General features: G+C 42.1%; 18 protein-coding genes and 1 other RNA gene. 7 read left to right on the top strand and 12 right to left on the bottom strand.

The annotated features are described in order from the left end of the window. Positions 1–13 precede the first annotated feature (13 nt). Entirely contained in the window at positions 14–181 is a 168-nt protein-coding gene (locus ACY3ZI_RS13950; protein WP_487375358.1) for a hypothetical protein, read from the top strand. A gap of 587 nt (positions 182–768) precedes the next feature. On the opposite strand, the gene ACY3ZI_RS13945 is transcribed toward ACY3ZI_RS13950, so the two are convergent. The 3 genes from ACY3ZI_RS13945 to smpB all read right to left on the bottom strand — a co-directional run bounded on the left by ACY3ZI_RS13945 (position 769) and on the right by smpB (position 2,300). After that, complete coding sequence (locus ACY3ZI_RS13945) at positions 769–1,281, bottom strand: hypothetical protein (protein ID WP_487375357.1); 513 nt, start codon at positions 1,279–1,281, stop codon at positions 769–771. Positions 1,282–1,406: 125 nt separating this feature from the next. After that, positions 1,407–1,770, bottom strand: a transfer-messenger RNA (tmRNA) gene (ssrA, locus tag ACY3ZI_RS13940). A 47-nt stretch (positions 1,771–1,817) separates the two neighbouring features. Then, the gene (smpB, locus tag ACY3ZI_RS13935) at positions 1,818–2,300 is read right to left on the bottom strand and encodes an SsrA-binding protein SmpB (protein ID WP_006814817.1); all 483 of its coding nucleotides are present in this window, start codon (positions 2,298–2,300) and stop codon (positions 1,818–1,820) included. A 153-nt stretch (positions 2,301–2,453) separates the two neighbouring features. Here smpB and ACY3ZI_RS13930 point away from each other — a divergent pair, with 153 nt between their 5' ends. Together ACY3ZI_RS13930 and ACY3ZI_RS13925 are read left to right on the top strand one after the other, a co-directional pair. Further along, positions 2,454–2,888 (top strand): type II toxin-antitoxin system RatA family toxin, encoded by a 435-nt coding sequence (locus tag ACY3ZI_RS13930; RefSeq protein ID WP_036949406.1) that lies wholly within the window; start codon positions 2,454–2,456, stop codon positions 2,886–2,888. Next, the gene (locus ACY3ZI_RS13925; protein ID WP_211886192.1) at positions 2,881–3,174 is read left to right on the top strand and encodes an RnfH family protein; all 294 of its coding nucleotides are present in this window, start codon (positions 2,881–2,883) and stop codon (positions 3,172–3,174) included. The genes ACY3ZI_RS13930 and ACY3ZI_RS13925 overlap by 8 nt, the downstream gene beginning before the upstream one ends. Before the next feature lie 278 nt (positions 3,175–3,452). Here the strand turns inward: ACY3ZI_RS13925 and bamE are convergent, their stop codons facing one another. The 3 genes from bamE to nadK all read right to left on the bottom strand — a co-directional run bounded on the left by bamE (position 3,453) and on the right by nadK (position 6,589). Next, positions 3,453–3,845, bottom strand: coding sequence for an outer membrane protein assembly factor BamE (gene bamE, locus ACY3ZI_RS13920; protein WP_036949409.1), 393 nt, complete (start codon positions 3,843–3,845; stop codon positions 3,453–3,455). A 112-nt stretch (positions 3,846–3,957) separates the two neighbouring features. Then, on the bottom strand, positions 3,958–5,619 hold the full coding sequence (recN, locus tag ACY3ZI_RS13915; protein ID WP_211886191.1) for a DNA repair protein RecN: 1,662 nt from the start codon (positions 5,617–5,619) through the stop codon (positions 3,958–3,960). Positions 5,620–5,704: 85 nt separating this feature from the next. After that, positions 5,705–6,589 (bottom strand): NAD(+) kinase, encoded by an 885-nt coding sequence (gene nadK, locus ACY3ZI_RS13910; RefSeq protein WP_181478775.1) that lies wholly within the window; start codon positions 6,587–6,589, stop codon positions 5,705–5,707. A 116-nt stretch (positions 6,590–6,705) separates the two neighbouring features. On the opposite strand from nadK, the gene grpE reads away from it, so the two are divergent. Beyond that, complete coding sequence (gene grpE, locus ACY3ZI_RS13905) at positions 6,706–7,296, top strand: nucleotide exchange factor GrpE (protein ID WP_036949413.1); 591 nt, start codon at positions 6,706–6,708, stop codon at positions 7,294–7,296. A gap of 119 nt (positions 7,297–7,415) precedes the next feature. Here grpE and ung read toward each other — a convergent pair whose 3' ends face one another. Beyond that, positions 7,416–8,096 (bottom strand): uracil-DNA glycosylase, encoded by a 681-nt coding sequence (ung, locus tag ACY3ZI_RS13900; protein ID WP_211886190.1) that lies wholly within the window; start codon positions 8,094–8,096, stop codon positions 7,416–7,418. Positions 8,097–8,435: 339 nt separating this feature from the next. On the opposite strand from ung, the gene grcA reads away from it, so the two are divergent. Continuing rightward, complete coding sequence (gene grcA, locus ACY3ZI_RS13895) at positions 8,436–8,819, top strand: autonomous glycyl radical cofactor GrcA (protein ID WP_108478520.1); 384 nt, start codon at positions 8,436–8,438, stop codon at positions 8,817–8,819. 160 nt (positions 8,820–8,979) lie between these two features. Further along, a complete protein-coding gene (locus tag ACY3ZI_RS13890; protein ID WP_211886188.1) occupies positions 8,980–10,434 on the top strand; it encodes a Tle-like phospholipase domain-containing protein in 1,455 nt (484 codons plus the stop codon). 52 nt (positions 10,435–10,486) lie between these two features. Here ACY3ZI_RS13890 and srmB read toward each other — a convergent pair whose 3' ends face one another. From srmB to ACY3ZI_RS13870, 4 genes are all read right to left on the bottom strand, one after another. Further along, positions 10,487–11,881: an ATP-dependent RNA helicase SrmB gene (srmB, locus tag ACY3ZI_RS13885; RefSeq protein ID WP_230082521.1), complete on the bottom strand. Its 1,395-nt coding sequence runs from the start codon at positions 11,879–11,881 to the stop codon at positions 10,487–10,489. A 181-nt stretch (positions 11,882–12,062) separates the two neighbouring features. Then, complete coding sequence (gltS, locus tag ACY3ZI_RS13880; RefSeq protein ID WP_211886186.1) at positions 12,063–13,268, bottom strand: sodium/glutamate symporter; 1,206 nt, start codon at positions 13,266–13,268, stop codon at positions 12,063–12,065. A 299-nt stretch (positions 13,269–13,567) separates the two neighbouring features. Next, positions 13,568–14,485: a formimidoylglutamase gene (gene hutG, locus ACY3ZI_RS13875; protein ID WP_487375356.1), complete on the bottom strand. Its 918-nt coding sequence runs from the start codon at positions 14,483–14,485 to the stop codon at positions 13,568–13,570. Positions 14,486–14,487: 2 nt separating this feature from the next. Continuing rightward, positions 14,488–15,219, bottom strand: coding sequence for an IclR family transcriptional regulator (locus tag ACY3ZI_RS13870; protein ID WP_211886183.1), 732 nt, complete (start codon positions 15,217–15,219; stop codon positions 14,488–14,490). Between the two features lie 159 nt (positions 15,220–15,378). Here ACY3ZI_RS13870 and trmN point away from each other — a divergent pair, with 159 nt between their 5' ends. Further along, on the top strand, positions 15,379–16,113 hold the full coding sequence (gene trmN / locus ACY3ZI_RS13865; protein ID WP_211886182.1) for a tRNA(1)(Val) (adenine(37)-N(6))-methyltransferase TrmN: 735 nt from the start codon (positions 15,379–15,381) through the stop codon (positions 16,111–16,113). Between the two features lie 39 nt (positions 16,114–16,152). Here the strand turns inward: trmN and nadB are convergent, their stop codons facing one another. Continuing rightward, positions 16,153–17,754: an L-aspartate oxidase gene (gene nadB / locus ACY3ZI_RS13860; RefSeq protein ID WP_487375355.1), complete on the bottom strand. Its 1,602-nt coding sequence runs from the start codon at positions 17,752–17,754 to the stop codon at positions 16,153–16,155. Positions 17,755–17,771: the final 17 nt, after the last annotated feature.

The following is a 17,771-nucleotide window of genomic DNA, read 5'->3' as shown; positions in this document are numbered from 1 at the left end:
TTGAGAGGTTACTATGAGTGATGCAACAATGCTACAAGTGCTAAGGAATCAAGCATTACAGCGCGCAATTGGTGAAATGAATGCGGCTCTTGAAACAATGCTAAAAGATGAAAACGGTGAGTATCCTATGCTAGCCACAGTAGTTCAAGATTGCATAACAACGCTCCAAGACAATATGTGAATTATAGATACATAGATTAAAAGTATCGTCCATCATTGCCCACATCATGTGGGCTTTTTTATACCTGCAATATAACAGCCTACACGCCACACAGAGCGCATCAATAATCATCTAGCAAAACCTAATCATTGAATCGGATCGCGTCCACTGCATATCGCTGGTGAATCACAGCGCCCACGAAAGAAAAGATTTCACCACGTAAAACGCACTACACCGCACCCGCCTGCACAATTTGGATCATAAAATTATTTCAGTTTTAAAATTCTACAAAATATATCGCCAAGCCGCGCCAATACTAGGGAGTTGCCGAAGTTATCAAACTGAAATGTGTGAAAAGAATTTCAATAGATTTCAGTTTTTGGATCGCAGAACGGATCGCGTTAAAATCTCAATGCAATGAAATATAAAAGAAAATTCTATTTTACGTGGGATTGATTGGATCGCAAAAAGTGCGTGGATATTTCAAAAAGTCAGCAATCATGCGGCTTGAGAGGGATTGAAAAACTGAAATGAGTTACAAAAATATTCAGGGAAATCAGCGTGACATACTTTTGAAAAAATAAATCACGCCGTGACATGTCACGAAATTATTGTAAGCGACCTTGTGCCACTTGAACGCTAACAACAGATTTATTTTTGATATCGACAGTGCAGTGGTATGTCATTGTTGATTTAGCATTAAAGCCATTTGTAAATTTGACCTGATCACCAAGTAAAACAATTTGTCCTGCATCTTGCTTTAGTAGATAGCGAGAAAAAAGAGGGGAGGTAAAACCATCAGTCCATTCATATTCGAATTTAGAATATTTTTCGACACCACTTTTGCATGCAGTAATTACATCAGGATTAATCATCATTGAGTTAGCTATGCATTCACCGTCTGTAGCTTCACAGACTGCGGGATTTGTTTTTGATGTTTTATCATCAGAGTCACCGCTTGAGAAGTAATAAACAATAGCCGCGAAAATGACGATCATAATAAGACAGCCACCTGCCTTTTGACCTACAGTTACACCCGGCTCTTTAACTCCACAGTGCGGACATTCTTTTGCCTTGTCTGATACTTCTTTTTTGCATTCTTTGCATTTCACTAAAGCCATATTACCCTCGTTAATAAATTGCTAGGTTTATATATGAGTGTCCATCTTAATTTAAAGTGGTGGACGCAAAGTGGACATTAGATAAAACAAAGGGGCTGCGTTTTCACGCAACCCCTTGATTTAATTGGTGGAGCTGGCGGGAGTTGAACCCGCGTCCGAAATTTCTACATCCTCGGTACTACATGCTTAGTCTAGTCTTTAATTTCATTTGCCAGCTGCGGACAGACACGCCACCAACAAACTATCCTGATTAAGTTTAACGCTTCAACCCCAGGCAAGGCATCCACGCGATCTCTTTTGGGTTTGACTTCTCTTGATCCCCGTCCTAAGAGCGGAGGCTAGGGAGAGAAGGCTCTAAGCAGGTTATTAAGCTGCTAGTGCGTAGTTTTCGTCGTTTGCGACTATTTTTTTGCGGCTTTTTACGAGGCCAACCGCCCCTCGGCATGCACCTTGGGTTTCGCAAATCCCGTCGAATCCAGAATCAGCCCCAAGTTGTGAGTGCAGTATAACAGAAAATAACTCTATAAAGCTAGGACTTAGCGATTAGAATGTTTCATTATACGTGCTTTATCTAATTGCCACTCTCTATCTTTGATATCAGAACGCTTGTCGTGGGCTTTTTTACCTTTGGCTACGCCAATTTTCACTTTGCACCACGCGTTTTTCCAATATAAGGAAAGAGCGATGACAGTATAGCCTTCGCGGTTAACTTTACCGTAAAGGGTATCTAATTCACGTTGATTAAGAAGTAGTTTTCTACTGCGGGTTGGGTCGCAGACAACATGGGATGATGCGACTGTCAGTGGTGTAAAGTTGGCACCAAACAGATAGGCTTCACCATCGCGCAGTAAAACATAGCTATCACCAATGTTGGCTTTGCCCGCGCGTAATGATTTAACTTCCCAACCTTGTAGGGATAAACCCGCCTCGAACTCCTCTTCGATAGAATATTCGTGGCGAGCACGTTTGTTCATAGCAATTGTTGCTGAACCGGGTTTATATGGTTTTTTCTTTGTCATAGTTCATTCATTATACGTTAAGATGCGTTGAATGAAATCGTTCAACACTGATATTTTTGCGATTGTGCATTTCTTGCCCTGCACGGGTTTTGTTTTTTGAGTAACCCATCAATGGTGCTATTATATGCGCAGTTTTTGGGGATAGGAATTGATATGCCACAGATTAGTCGCTCTGCGTTAGTTCCTTTTAGCGCAGAACAAATGTATAAACTTGTGAATGATGTAATTTCATATCCAAGTTTTTTACCGGGATGCGTTGGAAGCCGAATCATTAGCCAAAATTCAGAAGAAATGACGGCATCAGTTGAGGTTTCAAAGGCGGGAATTAGCAAAACCTTCATTACTAAAAATGCGCTGGAAGATAATAAACGTATCCAAATGCAGTTAGTGGAAGGCCCTTTTAGAACTCTATCTGGGGGATGGCAGTTTATTCCTTTGAGTGCTGACGCCTGTAAAATAGAGTTTCATCTCGATTTTGAATTTACCAATAAGCTGATTGAGTTGGCATTCGGTAAGATATTCAAAGAGCTGGCCAACAATATGGTTCAAGCATTTACGTCTCGTGCTAAGGTCGTTTACCGTGTCTGATATCAACATTGAAGTGACATATGCGTTACCTGAAAAGCAATTTTTACTCTCTGTAAAAGTTGCAGAAGGAACCACGATTGAAGATGCAATTATTGCATCGGGTATTTTAACGTTGCGTTCGGATATCGATTTAAAGAAAAATAAAGTGGGTATTTATAGTCGGCCTGCGAAATTGGGTGATGTCGTTCAAGAAGGGGATAGAATTGAAATTTATCGCCCATTGATTGCCGATCCGAAAGAGCTACGCCGCAAACGAGCTGAAAAATCGAAAGAGAATAATAAATAAGATATTGCGCAGTGAGCGAATCAATTATATATGAAGCCGAGTGAAAGCTCGGTTTTTTTGTTTCAAATATATAGGTTTTTTCTTTGCGGGTGCGATGGATGCGTCGATTGATAGGCTAGAACGTAGAGGATGGCGCTTTTATGTATTGGCGAGAAGCTATAAAGGGATAAATAAAAGCACTAAAGTAACTACCTGTTTGTTATCCCATCATATAATTGGGCAGGTAGTTACTTATATACTCAAGTTATACACGCTCAAGCATTACGCTATATAGGGTGTTATTCCGCTGCTTTTGGTTCTGATGCTTTAACTTCACCAGCTTCCATGGCTTGTTGTGCTTCAAGGTTTTTCTCATTTTTGATATCTGTGAGGATACCGTTGCGATCAAACGTCAGCGTCAATGTTTCTTGCTTCACTGGGTCATGCCCCAGCTCTTGGCGGAAAACATAAAACCAAGTCTGAGAACCAAACGGGTCAGTCATCATTGGCGTGCCTAAAGCATAAGCAACCTGTTGCTGTGTCATTCCTTTTTTAATCTTCGCAACATCTTTCGCCGTGAGGTAGTTACCTTGGTTAATATCCGGATGATAGACAAGACGTTCCATCATTGAACAGCCCGTGGACATTAATGCGAATGATAGCGCTGCAGCAGTTAACAATTTATAACGCATGGATATCTTATTCCTTTTGGAGTCAGAACATCAATGATAATCGACATTGATACAATTTAAAACCTTCCAGATCGACTCTAAGACAACAGGAGATAAAAAAAGTTGTCGAAATTTAAGCTGCGAGCAACTCTTTTGCATTAGCCAATGTATTTTTCGTTACCTCTGAGCCAGCAAGTAACCGTGCAAGCTCTTGTAATCTAGATTTTTTATCCAGTAATTGCATGTGAGTCTCGGTTTCTACACCGTTCGTTTCTTTACTAACATAAAAATGGTGATGACCACAGCCCGCAACTTGTGGCAAGTGAGTTACACACATAACTTGGGTGGATTCACCAAGTTCACGGAGTAATTTCCCGACAATAGCGGCGGTTGGACCACTGATCCCCACGTCCACTTCATCAAAAATTAAAGCCGGAGTATCCATTTTTTTCGCGGTGATCACTTGAATGGCTAAAGCGATGCGAGATAGCTCACCACCTGATGCAACTTTAGCCAAAGCTTGATGTGGCTGTCCTGGGTTAGTAGTGACATTGAATTCGACTTTGCAGGCGCCATCGATTTGTAAATGTTCAGGGACAAATTTTACATCAATCGTGAAAAGGCCATGAGGCATTGAAAGTTGGTGCATACTGCTAGTAATTAGCTGGCTGAGCTCTTGTGCATAATGCAGACGTACATGATGTAAACGTTCCGCACATTCTAGAGCTTTTTGGTGGTCAGCAATGGCCTGCGCATTTAAAGCTTCACAATCTTCATTTTGGTTAGCTATCTGATTTTGTTCTTCAACTAATTGTTGAAAAAGTTCAGGCAGTGCTTCAGGCGTAACGTGATGCTTACGTGCCAAACTAATTTGTTTGGAAATTCGCTGCTCTAATTCGAATAAACGATTTGGGTCTAATTCATATTGATCGCAGTAATGTTTAATTTCATCACTCACTTCATTAACTTGGATGGCTGCTTCTTCCAGCATATCCAATAACCCTGAAAATTTAGGGTTCAGAGTGACTAAATCTGAAAGCTCATTTTTTGCCATATTGAGAAGGCTGATGACGTTTGCATCGTCACTTTCTGTCAGAATTTGTGCTGTTGTTTGCCCAATAGTTAAAAATTGCCCATGATTAGCAAGCTGCTTATATTCTTGATCAATTTCCTCAAACTCCCCTTGAACGGGTAGGAACTCATTTAACTCTTTTAAATGATAATCAAGCAATTGCTGGCGAGATTCACGCTCTTGCATCTGTTTTTGAAATACAGCTAATTGCTGACAAGATTCATGCCACTTTTGCCACGTCTGCTTCATTTGAGCGAGTAATGCTTGCTGATTAGCATAGGCATCAAGTAGGGATTGTTGATGATCATTATCCAATAATAGCTGGTGAGCATGTTGACCATGAATTTGGATCAGTAATGCGCCAAGTTCACGTAATTGCGATAAGGGAACGGAGACACCGTTAATAAAGCCTCGAGAACGACCATCGGTTGCGATAGTACGGCGTAGTAAGCATTCATTTTGATTATCAAGTTGATGCTCAATGAGCCAATTTGCTGCCATTTGAGCGTCAGACAGTGAAAAGCGAGCACACAAGTCGGCACGTTGAGCACCAGGACGAACCATGTTGGCTTCACCTCGGTTACCTAAACATAAACCAAGAGCATCGATAGCAATGGATTTACCCGCACCGGTTTCACCTGTAATTGTCGTCATACCGCTACGAAAATCGATTTCTAACTCACGAACGATAGCAAAATTATTGATGGTTAGTTGGGTTAGCATCTGCGCTCTCCTGTTTAAATACACACCTGTGTTTTCATACAGTTTAACCTGTTTTTTTATACAGTAAAGAGGCAGTGCAAAAAATTTAAAAAGTTTTTTTAGACCAACCGAGTTTTGAACTTAATGTATTGAAATAATTGTAATCTTTTGGATGAACTAAATTCAGACTCTTCGAGCTGCGCTTTATAATCACCTCTTCGCCATCCTGTATAGGTAGCATAATTTGACTGTCGCAACTCACTTCATAATCAATATTGGTCCGTAAAAATTTTAAGCGGATACTGCTGTCGCTGCTGATAACTAATGGGCGAGACGATAGGGTGTGTGGGAACATCGGCACGAGTACAATAGCGTCTAGATTCGGCGTAAGGATAGGTCCCCCAGCGGATAAAGAGTAGGCTGTTGAGCCTGTCGGGGTCGCAATAATTAAGCCGTCTGAGCGTTGTGAAAAGGCAAATTTTTCATCAATATAAACTTCAAACTCAATCATATGCGCGACTTTGCCTGGGTGAAGAACCACTTCATTAATGGCGCTACTTTTACGGGCTTTTTGATTCGCCTTGATAACTTGAGCTTCTAATAAAAAGCGCTGCTCTTCATGATATTCCCCATCAAGAACACAGGACAGTTGCTGAAGGGCATTGTCGGGGTCCAGGTCGGTTAAAAATCCCAAATTACCTCGGTTGACACCAATAACTTTATTGTTATAGCGGGATAAAATTCGCGCAGCTCCAAGCATGTTGCCATCGCCGCCAACCACAACGACTAAATCGGCTTGTTGACCGATTTCTGTTAAAGTTCCTGTATTGGCATCTTTTAATTTCAAATCCTTAGCCACTTGTTTATCAATTATTGCGTGGTAATTTTTTGAAATCAGCCAATGATAGATAAGTTCATGGGTTGCCAATGCTTCAGGGTGCCTTGGGTGTCCGACAATACCGATAGTTTTAAATTGTGAAGATGGTGTCATCTTAGCCTTTTGCATACTTTTTTAACTCCTCGTTGTATGACTTCCCTTGAATCCCTGTATTAGATCCCCATAATACTCTCATAGATAGAATTATTGCTAAATACGCGGAGATATTCATGAGTAGTAAAGAACAAAACATGCATGATGAGCAAGCTTCTGAGCAAAATGAAACACAAAAAGTGCAAGCAGAGCAAGAAGTTGATACTCAACAAGCAGATTTACAAGCCGAAGAACAAGCGTTAGCAGCGCGTATTGCTGAGCTTGAACAGCAACTTGAAGCTTCCCGTAAAACTGAACGCGAAGCAATGTTACGTGCTCACGCTGAAATCGAAAACATTCGTCGTCGTACAGAACAAGATATTGAAAAAGCCCACAAGTTTGCGCTTGAGAAGTTTTCCAATGAATTGTTGCCTGTTATTGATAACTTAGAGCGTGCAATTGAGGCAGCTGATCGTGACAACGAAGAATCCAAAGCGATGTTAGAAGGCTTAGATCTTACGTTGAAAACGTTCTTAGATGCCGTTTCTAAGTTTGGTATTGAGCCTGTTGATGCGGCAAATGTGCCATTCAACCCTGAAGTTCACCAGGCAATGACCATGATTGAATCTCCTGACCATAGCGCAGGTCAAGTGATCAACGTGATGCAAAAGGGTTATACCTTGAATAACCGTCTGTTGCGCCCTGCAATGGTCATTGTTTCTAAATAAGTTTAGAGCATAAATAGTTTTAGGGTATATAACGAGAATGGGATGCTGAGCATCCCATTTTTCTATTGCGAACTTCTAAGAACTTCATCACCAATACATTTTATCGCTATAGAATGCATTTATTCAGGAATAACTGGATACCAATCAATAGGTGCGCGACCTTGCTGTTCAAGCAATTGATTAGCTTTCGAGAAATGGCCACATCCTAAGAAGCCTCGATGAGCAGAAAGTGGTGATGGGTGAGGTGCTTTAAGTACATGGTGGCGCTTAGTATCGATAATGCGACCTTTCTTTTGTGCATGAGAGCCCCATAAAAGAAAAATCACGCCCTCAGTATGATCATTAATCGCCTGAATCACTTTATCTGTAAACGTTTCCCAGCCTAGGTGTGCATGTGAGTGCGCATTGCCTTGTTCTACAGTTAATACCGTATTGAGGAGTAAAACCCCTTGTTGAGCCCAGCTGAGCAGGTATCCATGTTCCGGGCGGACAAATCCTGGAATATCTTTCTCAAGCTCTTTATACATATTGACGAGTGAAGGCGGCGCTTTAATACCCGGACGTACAGAAAATGATAATCCGTGTGCTTGCCCTGGTCCATGATAGGGGTCTTGTCCCAAGATAACGACTTTGATGTCCGCTAATTCGGTATAGCGAAACGCATTGAAAACATCTTCTTGCGGTGGGTAGATTACTTTTCCGCTTTCTCTTTCGTTCGCGACAAACGCGAGAGTCTCTTTGAAATAGGTTTGTGATTTTTCCGCACCGATTACGTCGTGCCAAGTCATCGTATTTGACATGAATGATCCCATAGTGATGTATTTTATAGTTCGTAGCTTACTGGTTCATGGCGCATAGATAAAGTGTTGTTCCGCGCTAACTCCCTAAAAGCACTTCAAATTAATTTGAAAATTTACAAAAATAATTAAAAAGCCCAAATGTGAATATTGATTTAAATCATAAAGATGCGCAGCCATGGTTAATTACCATACGAAATATTTGATAAATATCAAAGAATCCGGGGGTTCTAGCTGGTATATATTAGATAAACAGGTTGGTTAGACCAATTATCCAATCAATAGCGATTAAAAACAGTTAGCAAAGATTGATCAAAATCTGATTCGAACGTGGAGGTCGAGATGATTACTGGTATTCAAATTACTAAAAGTGATAATGCAGCACTGCTGAACTCTTTCTGGCTAATCGATAGCGAGACAAATGAAGCTCGTTGCGTGTGTGCGAAAGCAGATTATAGCGAAGGTCAGGTTGTTCCTAAAGATGAATTGGGGGCTTTTGAGAGCCGCGAAGTTCCTTTGGAAATGAAACCAACTGTTCGCGTAGAAGGTGGTCAGCACTTAAATGTTAACGTATTAAGCCGTGAAACATTAGAAGATGCAGTTAAAAACCCAGAGAAATATCCGCAATTAACTATCCGTGTTTCTGGTTATGCAGTGCGTTTTAATTCATTAACACCTGAACAACAGCGTGACGTTATTACTCGTACTTTCACTGAAAGCCTGTAATAAACATTAAGGGGTCAATAGATCTCTTATCTTAATAAATTCTAAAAGCCATTGTTCTCAATGGCTTTTTTATTTACCCCTAACAAAGTTGATTATTTCCCCCCTTGGTTATTTATATTTCAATATTCTTCCAGCATACAGCATTTGTTAGGGAGAATTTATGCCATTCAGTACAGCAATACAGCAGACAGTAAGTAAGGACGAACTTTCTTTTGTTGAAGAAGGTTTAAATTTATATCAACAAAATACATTTTCGGATTCATTATGTAGCCCCCGTGATAAATGGTCTAAAAATGTTACGAGAGAGGAGTTTCTAGGAAGAGATGCACAGAATAAAGATTATCTTTTAGCGTTACTATCACAAGGTGCCTATCATAGTAATTGGCGTGATATTCAAGGAATAGAAAAACTCAGCACGTCAAAAATTAATGAATTAGGTATAGATGCAGAACTTTTAAATAATGAATTTACAGGTTTTCAATCGAATATTTGTTGTTTTAATGGTCTGTATATTATTTGCTTTGCGGGAACAAATGATATTGTCGATTTTTATGCCAACATTCGGCAAGGCCTAGGATATTACGAACCTCAATTCTTTCAGGCGGTAGGGTTAACAAATATTCTATATCGAGCCGTGAAAGGTAATATTATCTGCACAGGGCACTCTCTAGGGGGCGGTCTTGCATCAATAGCCGCATTGGCGAGTCAATCACCTTGTATTTCATTTAGTCCTTCAGGGCTTGCTCAAAACACAGTTCATAAAATTGGAATGGATTATAACATTGCTAAGCAACAAGCAGATGAAGGTTTGATACGCTTTTATACTGTTCAATATGATTGGCTTGATGCACTTCAAAACACGTTACCAATCCCTTCTGCGTTGGGAAACCGTATCAAAATGGCTTACAGCGAACATAATTCTTGGAAAGACTGGTTACCACACCGTTTGTTGACCAGGAGCTTTATTGCACATTCAATGGTTAAGATTATTAGGATGATGTGCAAACATAAACCATGGAATAATTGGAATGCGATTACAGGTGAATTTGATAAAACAGCGGATTCTATGTTGAATGAATTTCCAAACGTAGAGCAGAAACAAAGTTTTAATTGGCAAGAAAGCTGTAAAAATTCAATTAAGAAAGAAAATATTAGTGAATTTAAAGTGCTGCTTTCAATGAAAAATAAGCACTGCGATATTGATAAACTCGCAATGCAATCTGTTCGTGCGGGTAATAGCCAATTTATAAAAGTATTATTGGAATCTCCATACGGGCAGGGAATTAAAAAAATGCAGTTAGCTCAGCAAAAAACAGTTTTACATTTAGCGGCTCAAAGCGGGAGAGTGGCTCAATCAGAAATTTTGCTGAGTAATGGTTTAATGGTCAACGTGAGAGATAATTTGGGAAATACCCCGTTGCATGATGCTTTAAATAGCCACTCTTTAGATGTTGCTGAATTATTATTATCAAATGGCGCAGATTGGCGAATGGAAAATAATCAGGGTTATAACTGCCGAGATATTTTAGATAATCATATGATAAAAGCAGAAGCGTTAACCAATGAAAGTCGGGTTATGAGAGAGAAGGTCTATAAGTTAATGAACTTAAGTTAATAAATGAAAAACGGGCCGAAGCCCGCTTTTGTCAGTATCACTCGATTGAGTTTTACTTGGTTTTATTGCTATCTGCTGCGCTTGCAGACGGTGCAGCTTTAGATGGCGCAGACGCAGTTGCAGATGGCGTAGTTGTAGATGATATAGCTGGAGTGCGACGTTTACCGATATTTTTCTTATCGCGATGGCGTACTTTTTCTTTTTTCTTGCTTTGCTCTTCTTTTTTCTTCTCTTTACGCTTAGCCAGCACTTTCTTAGAGGGTTTTGGCTTATTCAGCATCGCTTCAGAAGGCGCTTTGGTTGTTGGGCGTAATGAATCTACCACTCGCATCTTAATTGGGTCTTCGATGTAGCGAGTGATTTTACCCAGTAGAGGGAAATCGTGCGCTTCAACTAAAGACAGAGCAGTTCCTTTGCGTCCAGCACGACCGGTACGACCGATACGGTGCAAATAGACATCCGCGGTGCGCGGTAAGTCAAAGTTAAAAACATGGCTGACGTTTTCAATGTCTAATCCACGAGAAGCCACGTCTGTTGCAACGAGGACTTTAACTTGTCCAGTCACTAAGCGGCGAACAGCTTCGTTACGCTTCGCTTGCACCATTTCACCTTCGATATAGCAAGGTTCAATCCCTGCCTCACGCAGCCATTGGACAACTTCACGAACGCGTTCACGCTTACGCACAAAGACAATCGATTTGGTGACGTCTTCTTGCTTGATAAGGTGACACAGCAGCGCAGTTTTATGCTCTAACGTGTCAGCGCGATAGTAAAATTGTTGGATTTTCTTGCGTTCACGGCGTGAAGGATCTGCTTCAATTTCGATAGGATCTTCGAGTAGACGCTCAGCAAAATCACGAATTGCTTCACCTTCAAGAGTGGCAGAGAACAACATGGTTTGCTTGCGCCAGCGGGTTTCACCTGCGATAGTTTCGATATCGTGCGCAAAGCCCATATCCAGCATACGGTCAGCTTCATCGAGGATCAAAATCTCTACGGCGCGGCAATCGAAGTTTTCTTCTTTAATGTATTGCAGCAAACGTCCGGTGGTTGCGACGACGATATCTTGGTTTTCGCTGAAAACCTCAGCGTGGTTCATATACGCAACGCCGCCTGTAATGGTGGCAACGTCTAAATGATTATGTGCACACAACTCTTTAGCTTGATCAGCGACTTGCATAGCGAGTTCGCGAGTTGGTGTTAAAATCAGAACGCGAGGCGGACCTGATTTTTTTCTTGGGAAATCAAGTAAATGTTGAATGGCTGGCAATAAGAACGCCGCAGTTTTACCTGTTCCGGTTGGGGCTGAACCTAAAACGTCGCGTCCATCCATTGCAGGAGGGATAGCCGCTTCTTGGATGGCCGTCGGGCGCTCGTAACCTTTATTGGTCAGCGCGGTGATCAGGCTCTCATCAAGCTCAAGTTCAGAAAAAGTGGATGCAGTCATGATATACCTCTATTTGGGGCGCTGATTATAAACAGGTTAGCAAAATTGTTCACCACAAAAATCAGCTTTGTGCAGAGTTTACCTGTTTTTGTTGGCGGGGGGTATATAAGGAAGTGGCTTACTGATAATGCTCCCTCTTACCAAACTCTGTCGTATGGTTGGTAAGAGGGATGAAGTGGAATTAGCTGAGCATGTTAATTAACCAAGTGTGGTAAGGAATTCCCACGAGGTCGATAAGTACAGCACCGCTTAATGGCACAATCATAAACGCTTTCATAGAAACTTGTTTGTAGCGCTCACAGACTGATGACATGTTTGCCATTGCGTTCGGTGTAGCCCCTAAACCATGTCCCATCATGCCTGAACACATTACTGCAGCATCGTAGTTTTTGCCTAACAGCCTGAAGACGACGAAAACAACGAACAGGATGATGGCAATAGTTTGCGCCAGTAAGATGATGAATAATGGCAGGGCGATGACTTTCAATTCCCAAATCTTAAGCGACATCATCGCCATGGTTAAGAATAAGCCCAGTGAAACATCTGAAATTAGGTTGATGGATTTTTGGTTAATACGAACAATTTCAACTTGGTCGTTAATGTTACGCACAATAATCGCGATAATCATTGCACCGACATAGCTTGGTAAAGAGAATCCCGTGGCTTTAGTAAATTGCGCAGAAGCAAATTGACCGACAACCATTACACCTAAAATAAGCGCTAACATTTTTAAGAATGCATGGGCATCGATAGAGTCGATTTTGCCAGCCAATTTCTCTTCAACTTTCACGCTTTCAATGTGTTCTTCGGTTTGAATAGTGACTTTGTGTTTTTTAATTAAATAGCTCGCGATAGGGCCACCTAATAAGCTTCCTGAAATCAGACCAAACGTTGCCGCTGCAATCGCCGCAACAGTTGCAGACTGTACGCCAAGACCTTCGGCCATACCACCAAATGCCGCCGCACCACCGTGTCCACCTGTTAAAGAAACACCGCCAGCCATGATCCCGATAACCGGGTCGATACCTAATAAATGCGCCAGACCGGCACCAAAGGTGTCTTGGAAAATAACCAATGTCCAGCAAATTAACAGGTAAGTAATGAGTAAGCGTCCACCGCTTTTTAATACGCGGAAACTGCCATCAATACCAACAGTCGTAAAGAACGCCACCATCAAGAATGTTTGTAAGCTGGTATCGAACGTAATTTCAGCTAAATCGAAAGACTTTAATCCCCAAATAAGTAAGCTGACTAAAAAACCACCAATGACCGGTGAAGGGATACAAAAACGTTGTAGCCATTCAATGCGTTTTTTGAGGTGAACACCCATTAGCAGGCAAACTACAGTCAGGAAGAGGGTGGTGAGTGTGTCGATTTGGAATGTCATTTTTTTCCCTTTATTTATACCATGTCTTTCAATCTACAGCGTTGTTGGCCGCGTTCGGCTACCCTAGTCACATACTTATGTATGCTCCTAGGGATATCCTCTCTAGCCGCCTAGCTGTAACTCGAAATCCAAGGGTATAAATGTCTTGTTAAAGACACGATAAAATTGTTTTTCGTGCTACAGCTTTAGGGGCACAATGCTGTTTATTTTTAACTAGTTGCTTAGTTGACTAAGCTTTTATTTATATTTTGAAAGACAAGGTAAGTTGTTTATCAGTCGTTTTATTGTGTTTGTTGTTTTTAGAATAAATATTGGTAAACCAAGTAAGCTGCTAGTTTTGATGTGTGGTTATCAATATCAAATTCAGGATTGCACTCAGCGATATCAAACAGTGCAATCTTGCCGCTAGATTTGATGACACTAAATAATTCATCAAATGTTTCAGTAGAAATCCCTCGAGCGGCTGGTGCGCTGACTCCCGGTGCGATACCCGCAGAGAACACATCTAAATCCACAGTGACATACAGGTAATCCACAGAATTTATAAATTGTTTAATCTGTTCAATCGCTTGGGGTAATAAGCTCGCGGTTAAGGCTTTATCGCGAATATAGTGGCAGCCTAAGCGCTCCGCTGTATCAAATAACACCTTGGTATTACCGTGATCTGCGATGCCTAAACATAGGTAATTGAAAGGGCGCTGGTGCTTAGCGCACAGTTGTGACGATTGTAAAAATGGCGTACCAGATGTGGCTTCTGGGGCTTCACGTAAATCAAAGTGTGCATCAAAATTGATGATCCCAATGTTTTTTTCTGGCTGATGTTTTTGAACGAAATCGAAAACACCTTGGAAGCTCGCAAAGCCGACTTCGTGACCGCCACCTAAAACAATGGGTTTTTGGCGCTGTTCTAACACTGAGATTATCTCATCGGACAGTCGGCGTTGAGCCGCTTCCAGATCACCATCATCACAACTTACCGTTCCCACATCACGAATAGCTAGTGGCTGATGGATAGGCAGGCCAGCAAGTTGACGGCGGATGGCATCAGGGCCGGCTTTAGCGCCTTGACGACCTTTATTGCGGCGAACACCTTCGTCCGAAGCGAAGCCGATAATGGCAAACTCCGCAGGTAAACGCTGGTTGATGACTTGGTGAATGCGTAAATGTTCCTGTGTTTCACCATCAGTACGACCCTGCCATTGAAAAGGTTGTGTCATAGTTACTCCAAGTTAATCAGTTTTGTTATATTTTGGGCCGTTTGGCATGTGGCTTTAATCAGCTCATCGACGCGGTTGATGGCACGAAATTCGGGTGCCATGACAGAGACGACAGCTAAAATATCATTGCCTTTAAAAACAGGTGCTGATGCGCCAAAAACACCCGCATCAATTTCACCAACAGAAATGCCATAGCCCTGTTGACGGATTTGGATTAGATCCTGTTTTAATTTCTGTAAATAGTTATCTTTGTGTAGCTGCTTGGCGTGGGTTTCGAAGACCAATTCTTGGTATTGTTCATCACGGTAAGCTAAGAGGGTTTTTGCACTAGCGCCGCGGATCACGGTATTGCCATGTCCCACAATAAAAGAGCAGCGTACGGCTTGTTCACTATCAATTTTATCAACACAGATGGTTTCCCGTAGGTTGGCGGTGATAATTGCCGCAGTTTCTTGGGTCTTTTTCGCTAATGCATGAAGCTCTGATTTTGACGAGGTCATCAACAAACTGTGGTGATAGTATTTTTCTTGAGTTTTGATACTCTGCGCACCAACGGTATAAGTGCCATATTGCTTAGAGTAAGTTATAAATTCCCAGTTTATGAGAATAGTTAAAAGCCGATAAACCGTTGAGAGCGGAATATCTAATTCTTTGGAAATGGTTTGCGGTGTGATTGGAGACGCGCAAGTCGTGACAAACGATAAGATATCTAGTGTTCTATTAATACTGTTCATGGCATCTCCTTTTTCTCGAACTTAGCAGTAAAAAAAATCACTAACAAATCACATTCTCATTATGCGAGAATAATATTATTAGAATTAGATTAAATTTGCAGATTTGTGGGTTGAAATTGAGAATATTCACGTAAATCCTATTTAAACCAGAGTGGCAGTATGAGCGAACAAAAAAAGAGTTATCGAAAAGGCGGGTTTACCTTCAAGCAATTTTTTGTTGCTCATGATCGTTGCGCGATGAAGGTCGGTACTGACGGGGTATTACTCGGTGCGTGGGCGCCTCTTAATGCAACAAAATATGCGTTGGACATAGGCAGTGGGAGCGGATTAATAGCCTTAATGCTAGCTCAGCGTAGTGAGCAAGTGCAGGTTGATGCGGTTGAACTTGATGACGCTGCGGCGTTACAAGCACAGGAAAATTTTGATGAATCTCCATGGTCTGAACGGCTGCGAGTGCTCCATCAGGACATTATTACGTTTAGCGAACAGCCTAACCATCAGTATGAATTAATCGTGAGTAATCCTCCTTATTTTGAGCCCGCGGTAGCGTGTCGGGATGAAAAACGCGATCAAGCTCGCTATACCGGAACACTTACTCACCAAGTATTATTAGATAGCGCGAAACGATGCTTGGCACCAGACGGGATTTTTTGTTTGGTATTGCCTTATGATGTAGGGCAGAAAGTCGAAGCGATGGCAATGGCGAGTGGTTGGTATTTAGCCTATCGCGCGCAAGTTCAGGATAAAGCCCATACACCATATCATCGGATGCTATTAGGGTTGACGATTAAGATGATGGAACCGGTTATTTCGTCTTTAACATTGAAACAACCAGATGATAGCTATACGGATGAGTTTATCTCGTTGATCCAGCCATTTTATCTTAAGTATTAAAAGCCTATCTGCGGCTAATGCACAGATAGGCGGTGAATATTAGCGGGTTAAAACGGTTGGACCAGAATCGGGTAAAAGCTCAGGGTAGTCTAAGGTATAGTGCAAACCGCGACTCTCTTTACGTTCTAAGGCGCAGCGCACCATTAGTTCTGCAACTTGGACTAAGTTGCGCAGTTCCAGTAAGTTATTGGAGATGCGGAAATTAGCATAGTAATCATTAATTTCTTGTTGAAGTAGATGAATACGACGCAAAGCGCGTTCAAGGCGTTTTGTGGTTCTTACTATCCCCATGTAATCCCACATAAATAAACGCAATTCATGCCAGTTATGCTGAATGACAACTTGTTCATCAGAATTATGAACTCGGCTTTCATCCCATTCAGGGAGTTCAGAAACCTCAGGGATCTGGTTGATCGTTTTGATGATATTTTCTGCGGCAGCCCACCCATAAACTAGGCATTCAAGTAATGAGTTGGACGCCATGCGATTGGCACCATGTAGCCCGGTATAACTCACTTCACCAATAGCATAAAGATTCGGCACATCTGTCATGCCTGTCGGGTCAACAACGACGCCGCCGCAGGTATAGTGGGCTGCGGGAACGATTGGGATCGGCTCTTGGGTTAAATCTAAACCTAAGGTGAGTAATTTGGCATAAATGGTGGGGAAGTGGTGCTGAATAAACTCAGGGGATTTGTGGCTGATGTCCAGATACATGCAGTCTGCCCCGAGGCGTTTCATTTCATGGTCGATGGCTCTGGCGACAATATCCCGCGGCGCTAATTCACAACGCGCGTCATAATCTGGCATGAATCGGCTGCCATCAGGGCGTTTTAAGTAGGCGCCTTCACCGCGTAAAGCTTCGGTGAGTAGGAAATTACGAGCTTGAGGGTGGAATAAACAAGTTGGGTGAAACTGGTTAAATTCCAAATTAGCTACGCGGCAGCCTGCCCGCCATGCCATGGCAATACCATCACCGGATGAGATATCGGGGTTGGTGGTGTATTGGTAAACCTTCGCAGCGCCACCCGTGGCTAAAACGATGGTTTTTGCTCGGATTGTTTCGACTTGCTCTTTTTGGCGGTTCCAAACATAGGCGCCGACAATGCGGGAGCGGGCGTTCTTTTGGGTTTTATCTTCGAGGATCAGATCAACCGCATTGTAGCGTTCTTTGATCTGGATATTCGGATGCTCAAAAGCAATATTAACAAGGGTGGTTTCAACCTCTTTTCCGGTGGCATCTGCGTGATGCAAAATACGGCGATGACTGTGTCCGCCTTCTCGGGTGAGGTGATACTGCGTTTCCCCTGTTTCGTTGACTTCGGTATCAAATAAAACCCCTTGGTCAATCAGCCATTGAACACAATGTTTGGCGTTTGATGCTATAAACTCTACGGCGCTCTTTTCGCAGATCCCCGCGCCAGCCACAAGCGTGTCATTAACATGGGATTCTATGCTGTCGGTGTCATCGAAAACGGCGGCTATTCCGCCCTGAGCGTAATAAGATGCACCATCACTGAGGGTGCTTTTGCTGAGAATAGTAACTTGATGAAAGGGTGCAAGCCGGAGTGCGGCTGATAATCCTGCGACACCACTTCCAATGATTAAAATATCAGTGTCATGCTGTGTGGATGCGTTCATAAGTGTTTGTGTGTTGT

It is taken from the genome of Providencia sp. LY12 (assembly GCF_057621555.1).
The sequence above is the reverse complement of the archived record's forward strand: the minus strand, read 5'-3'. Positions and strand labels throughout refer to the sequence as shown.

Bases quoted from the DNA above. Each gene is read 5' to 3' on its own strand.
- ACY3ZI_RS13950 (WP_487375358.1), top strand. From the start codon at position 14: ATGAGTGATGCAACAATGCTACAAGTGCTAAGGAATCAAGCATTACAG.
- ACY3ZI_RS13945 (WP_487375357.1), bottom strand. From the start codon at position 1,281: ATGGCTTTAGTGAAATGCAAAGAATGCAAAAAAGAAGTATCAGACAAG.
- smpB (WP_006814817.1), bottom strand. From the start codon at position 2,300: ATGACAAAGAAAAAACCATATAAACCCGGTTCAGCAACAATTGCTATG.
- ACY3ZI_RS13930 (WP_036949406.1), top strand. From the start codon at position 2,454: ATGCCACAGATTAGTCGCTCTGCGTTAGTTCCTTTTAGCGCAGAACAA.
- bamE (WP_036949409.1), bottom strand. From the start codon at position 3,845: ATGCGTTATAAATTGTTAACTGCTGCAGCGCTATCATTCGCATTAATG.
- recN (WP_211886191.1), bottom strand. From the start codon at position 5,619: ATGCTAACCCAACTAACCATCAATAATTTTGCTATCGTTCGTGAGTTA.
- nadK (WP_181478775.1), bottom strand. From the start codon at position 6,589: ATGACACCATCTTCACAATTTAAAACTATCGGTATTGTCGGACACCCA.
- grpE (WP_036949413.1), top strand. From the start codon at position 6,706: ATGAGTAGTAAAGAACAAAACATGCATGATGAGCAAGCTTCTGAGCAA.
- ung (WP_211886190.1), bottom strand. From the start codon at position 8,096: ATGTCAAATACGATGACTTGGCACGACGTAATCGGTGCGGAAAAATCA.
- grcA (WP_108478520.1), top strand. From the start codon at position 8,436: ATGATTACTGGTATTCAAATTACTAAAAGTGATAATGCAGCACTGCTG.
- ACY3ZI_RS13890 (WP_211886188.1), top strand. From the start codon at position 8,980: ATGCCATTCAGTACAGCAATACAGCAGACAGTAAGTAAGGACGAACTT.
- srmB (WP_230082521.1), bottom strand. From the start codon at position 11,881: ATGACTGCATCCACTTTTTCTGAACTTGAGCTTGATGAGAGCCTGATC.
- gltS (WP_211886186.1), bottom strand. From the start codon at position 13,268: ATGACATTCCAAATCGACACACTCACCACCCTCTTCCTGACTGTAGTT.
- hutG (WP_487375356.1), bottom strand. From the start codon at position 14,485: ATGACACAACCTTTTCAATGGCAGGGTCGTACTGATGGTGAAACACAG.
- ACY3ZI_RS13870 (WP_211886183.1), bottom strand. From the start codon at position 15,219: ATGAACAGTATTAATAGAACACTAGATATCTTATCGTTTGTCACGACT.
- trmN (WP_211886182.1), top strand. From the start codon at position 15,379: ATGAGCGAACAAAAAAAGAGTTATCGAAAAGGCGGGTTTACCTTCAAG.
- nadB (WP_487375355.1), bottom strand. From the start codon at position 17,754: ATGAACGCATCCACACAGCATGACACTGATATTTTAATCATTGGAAGT.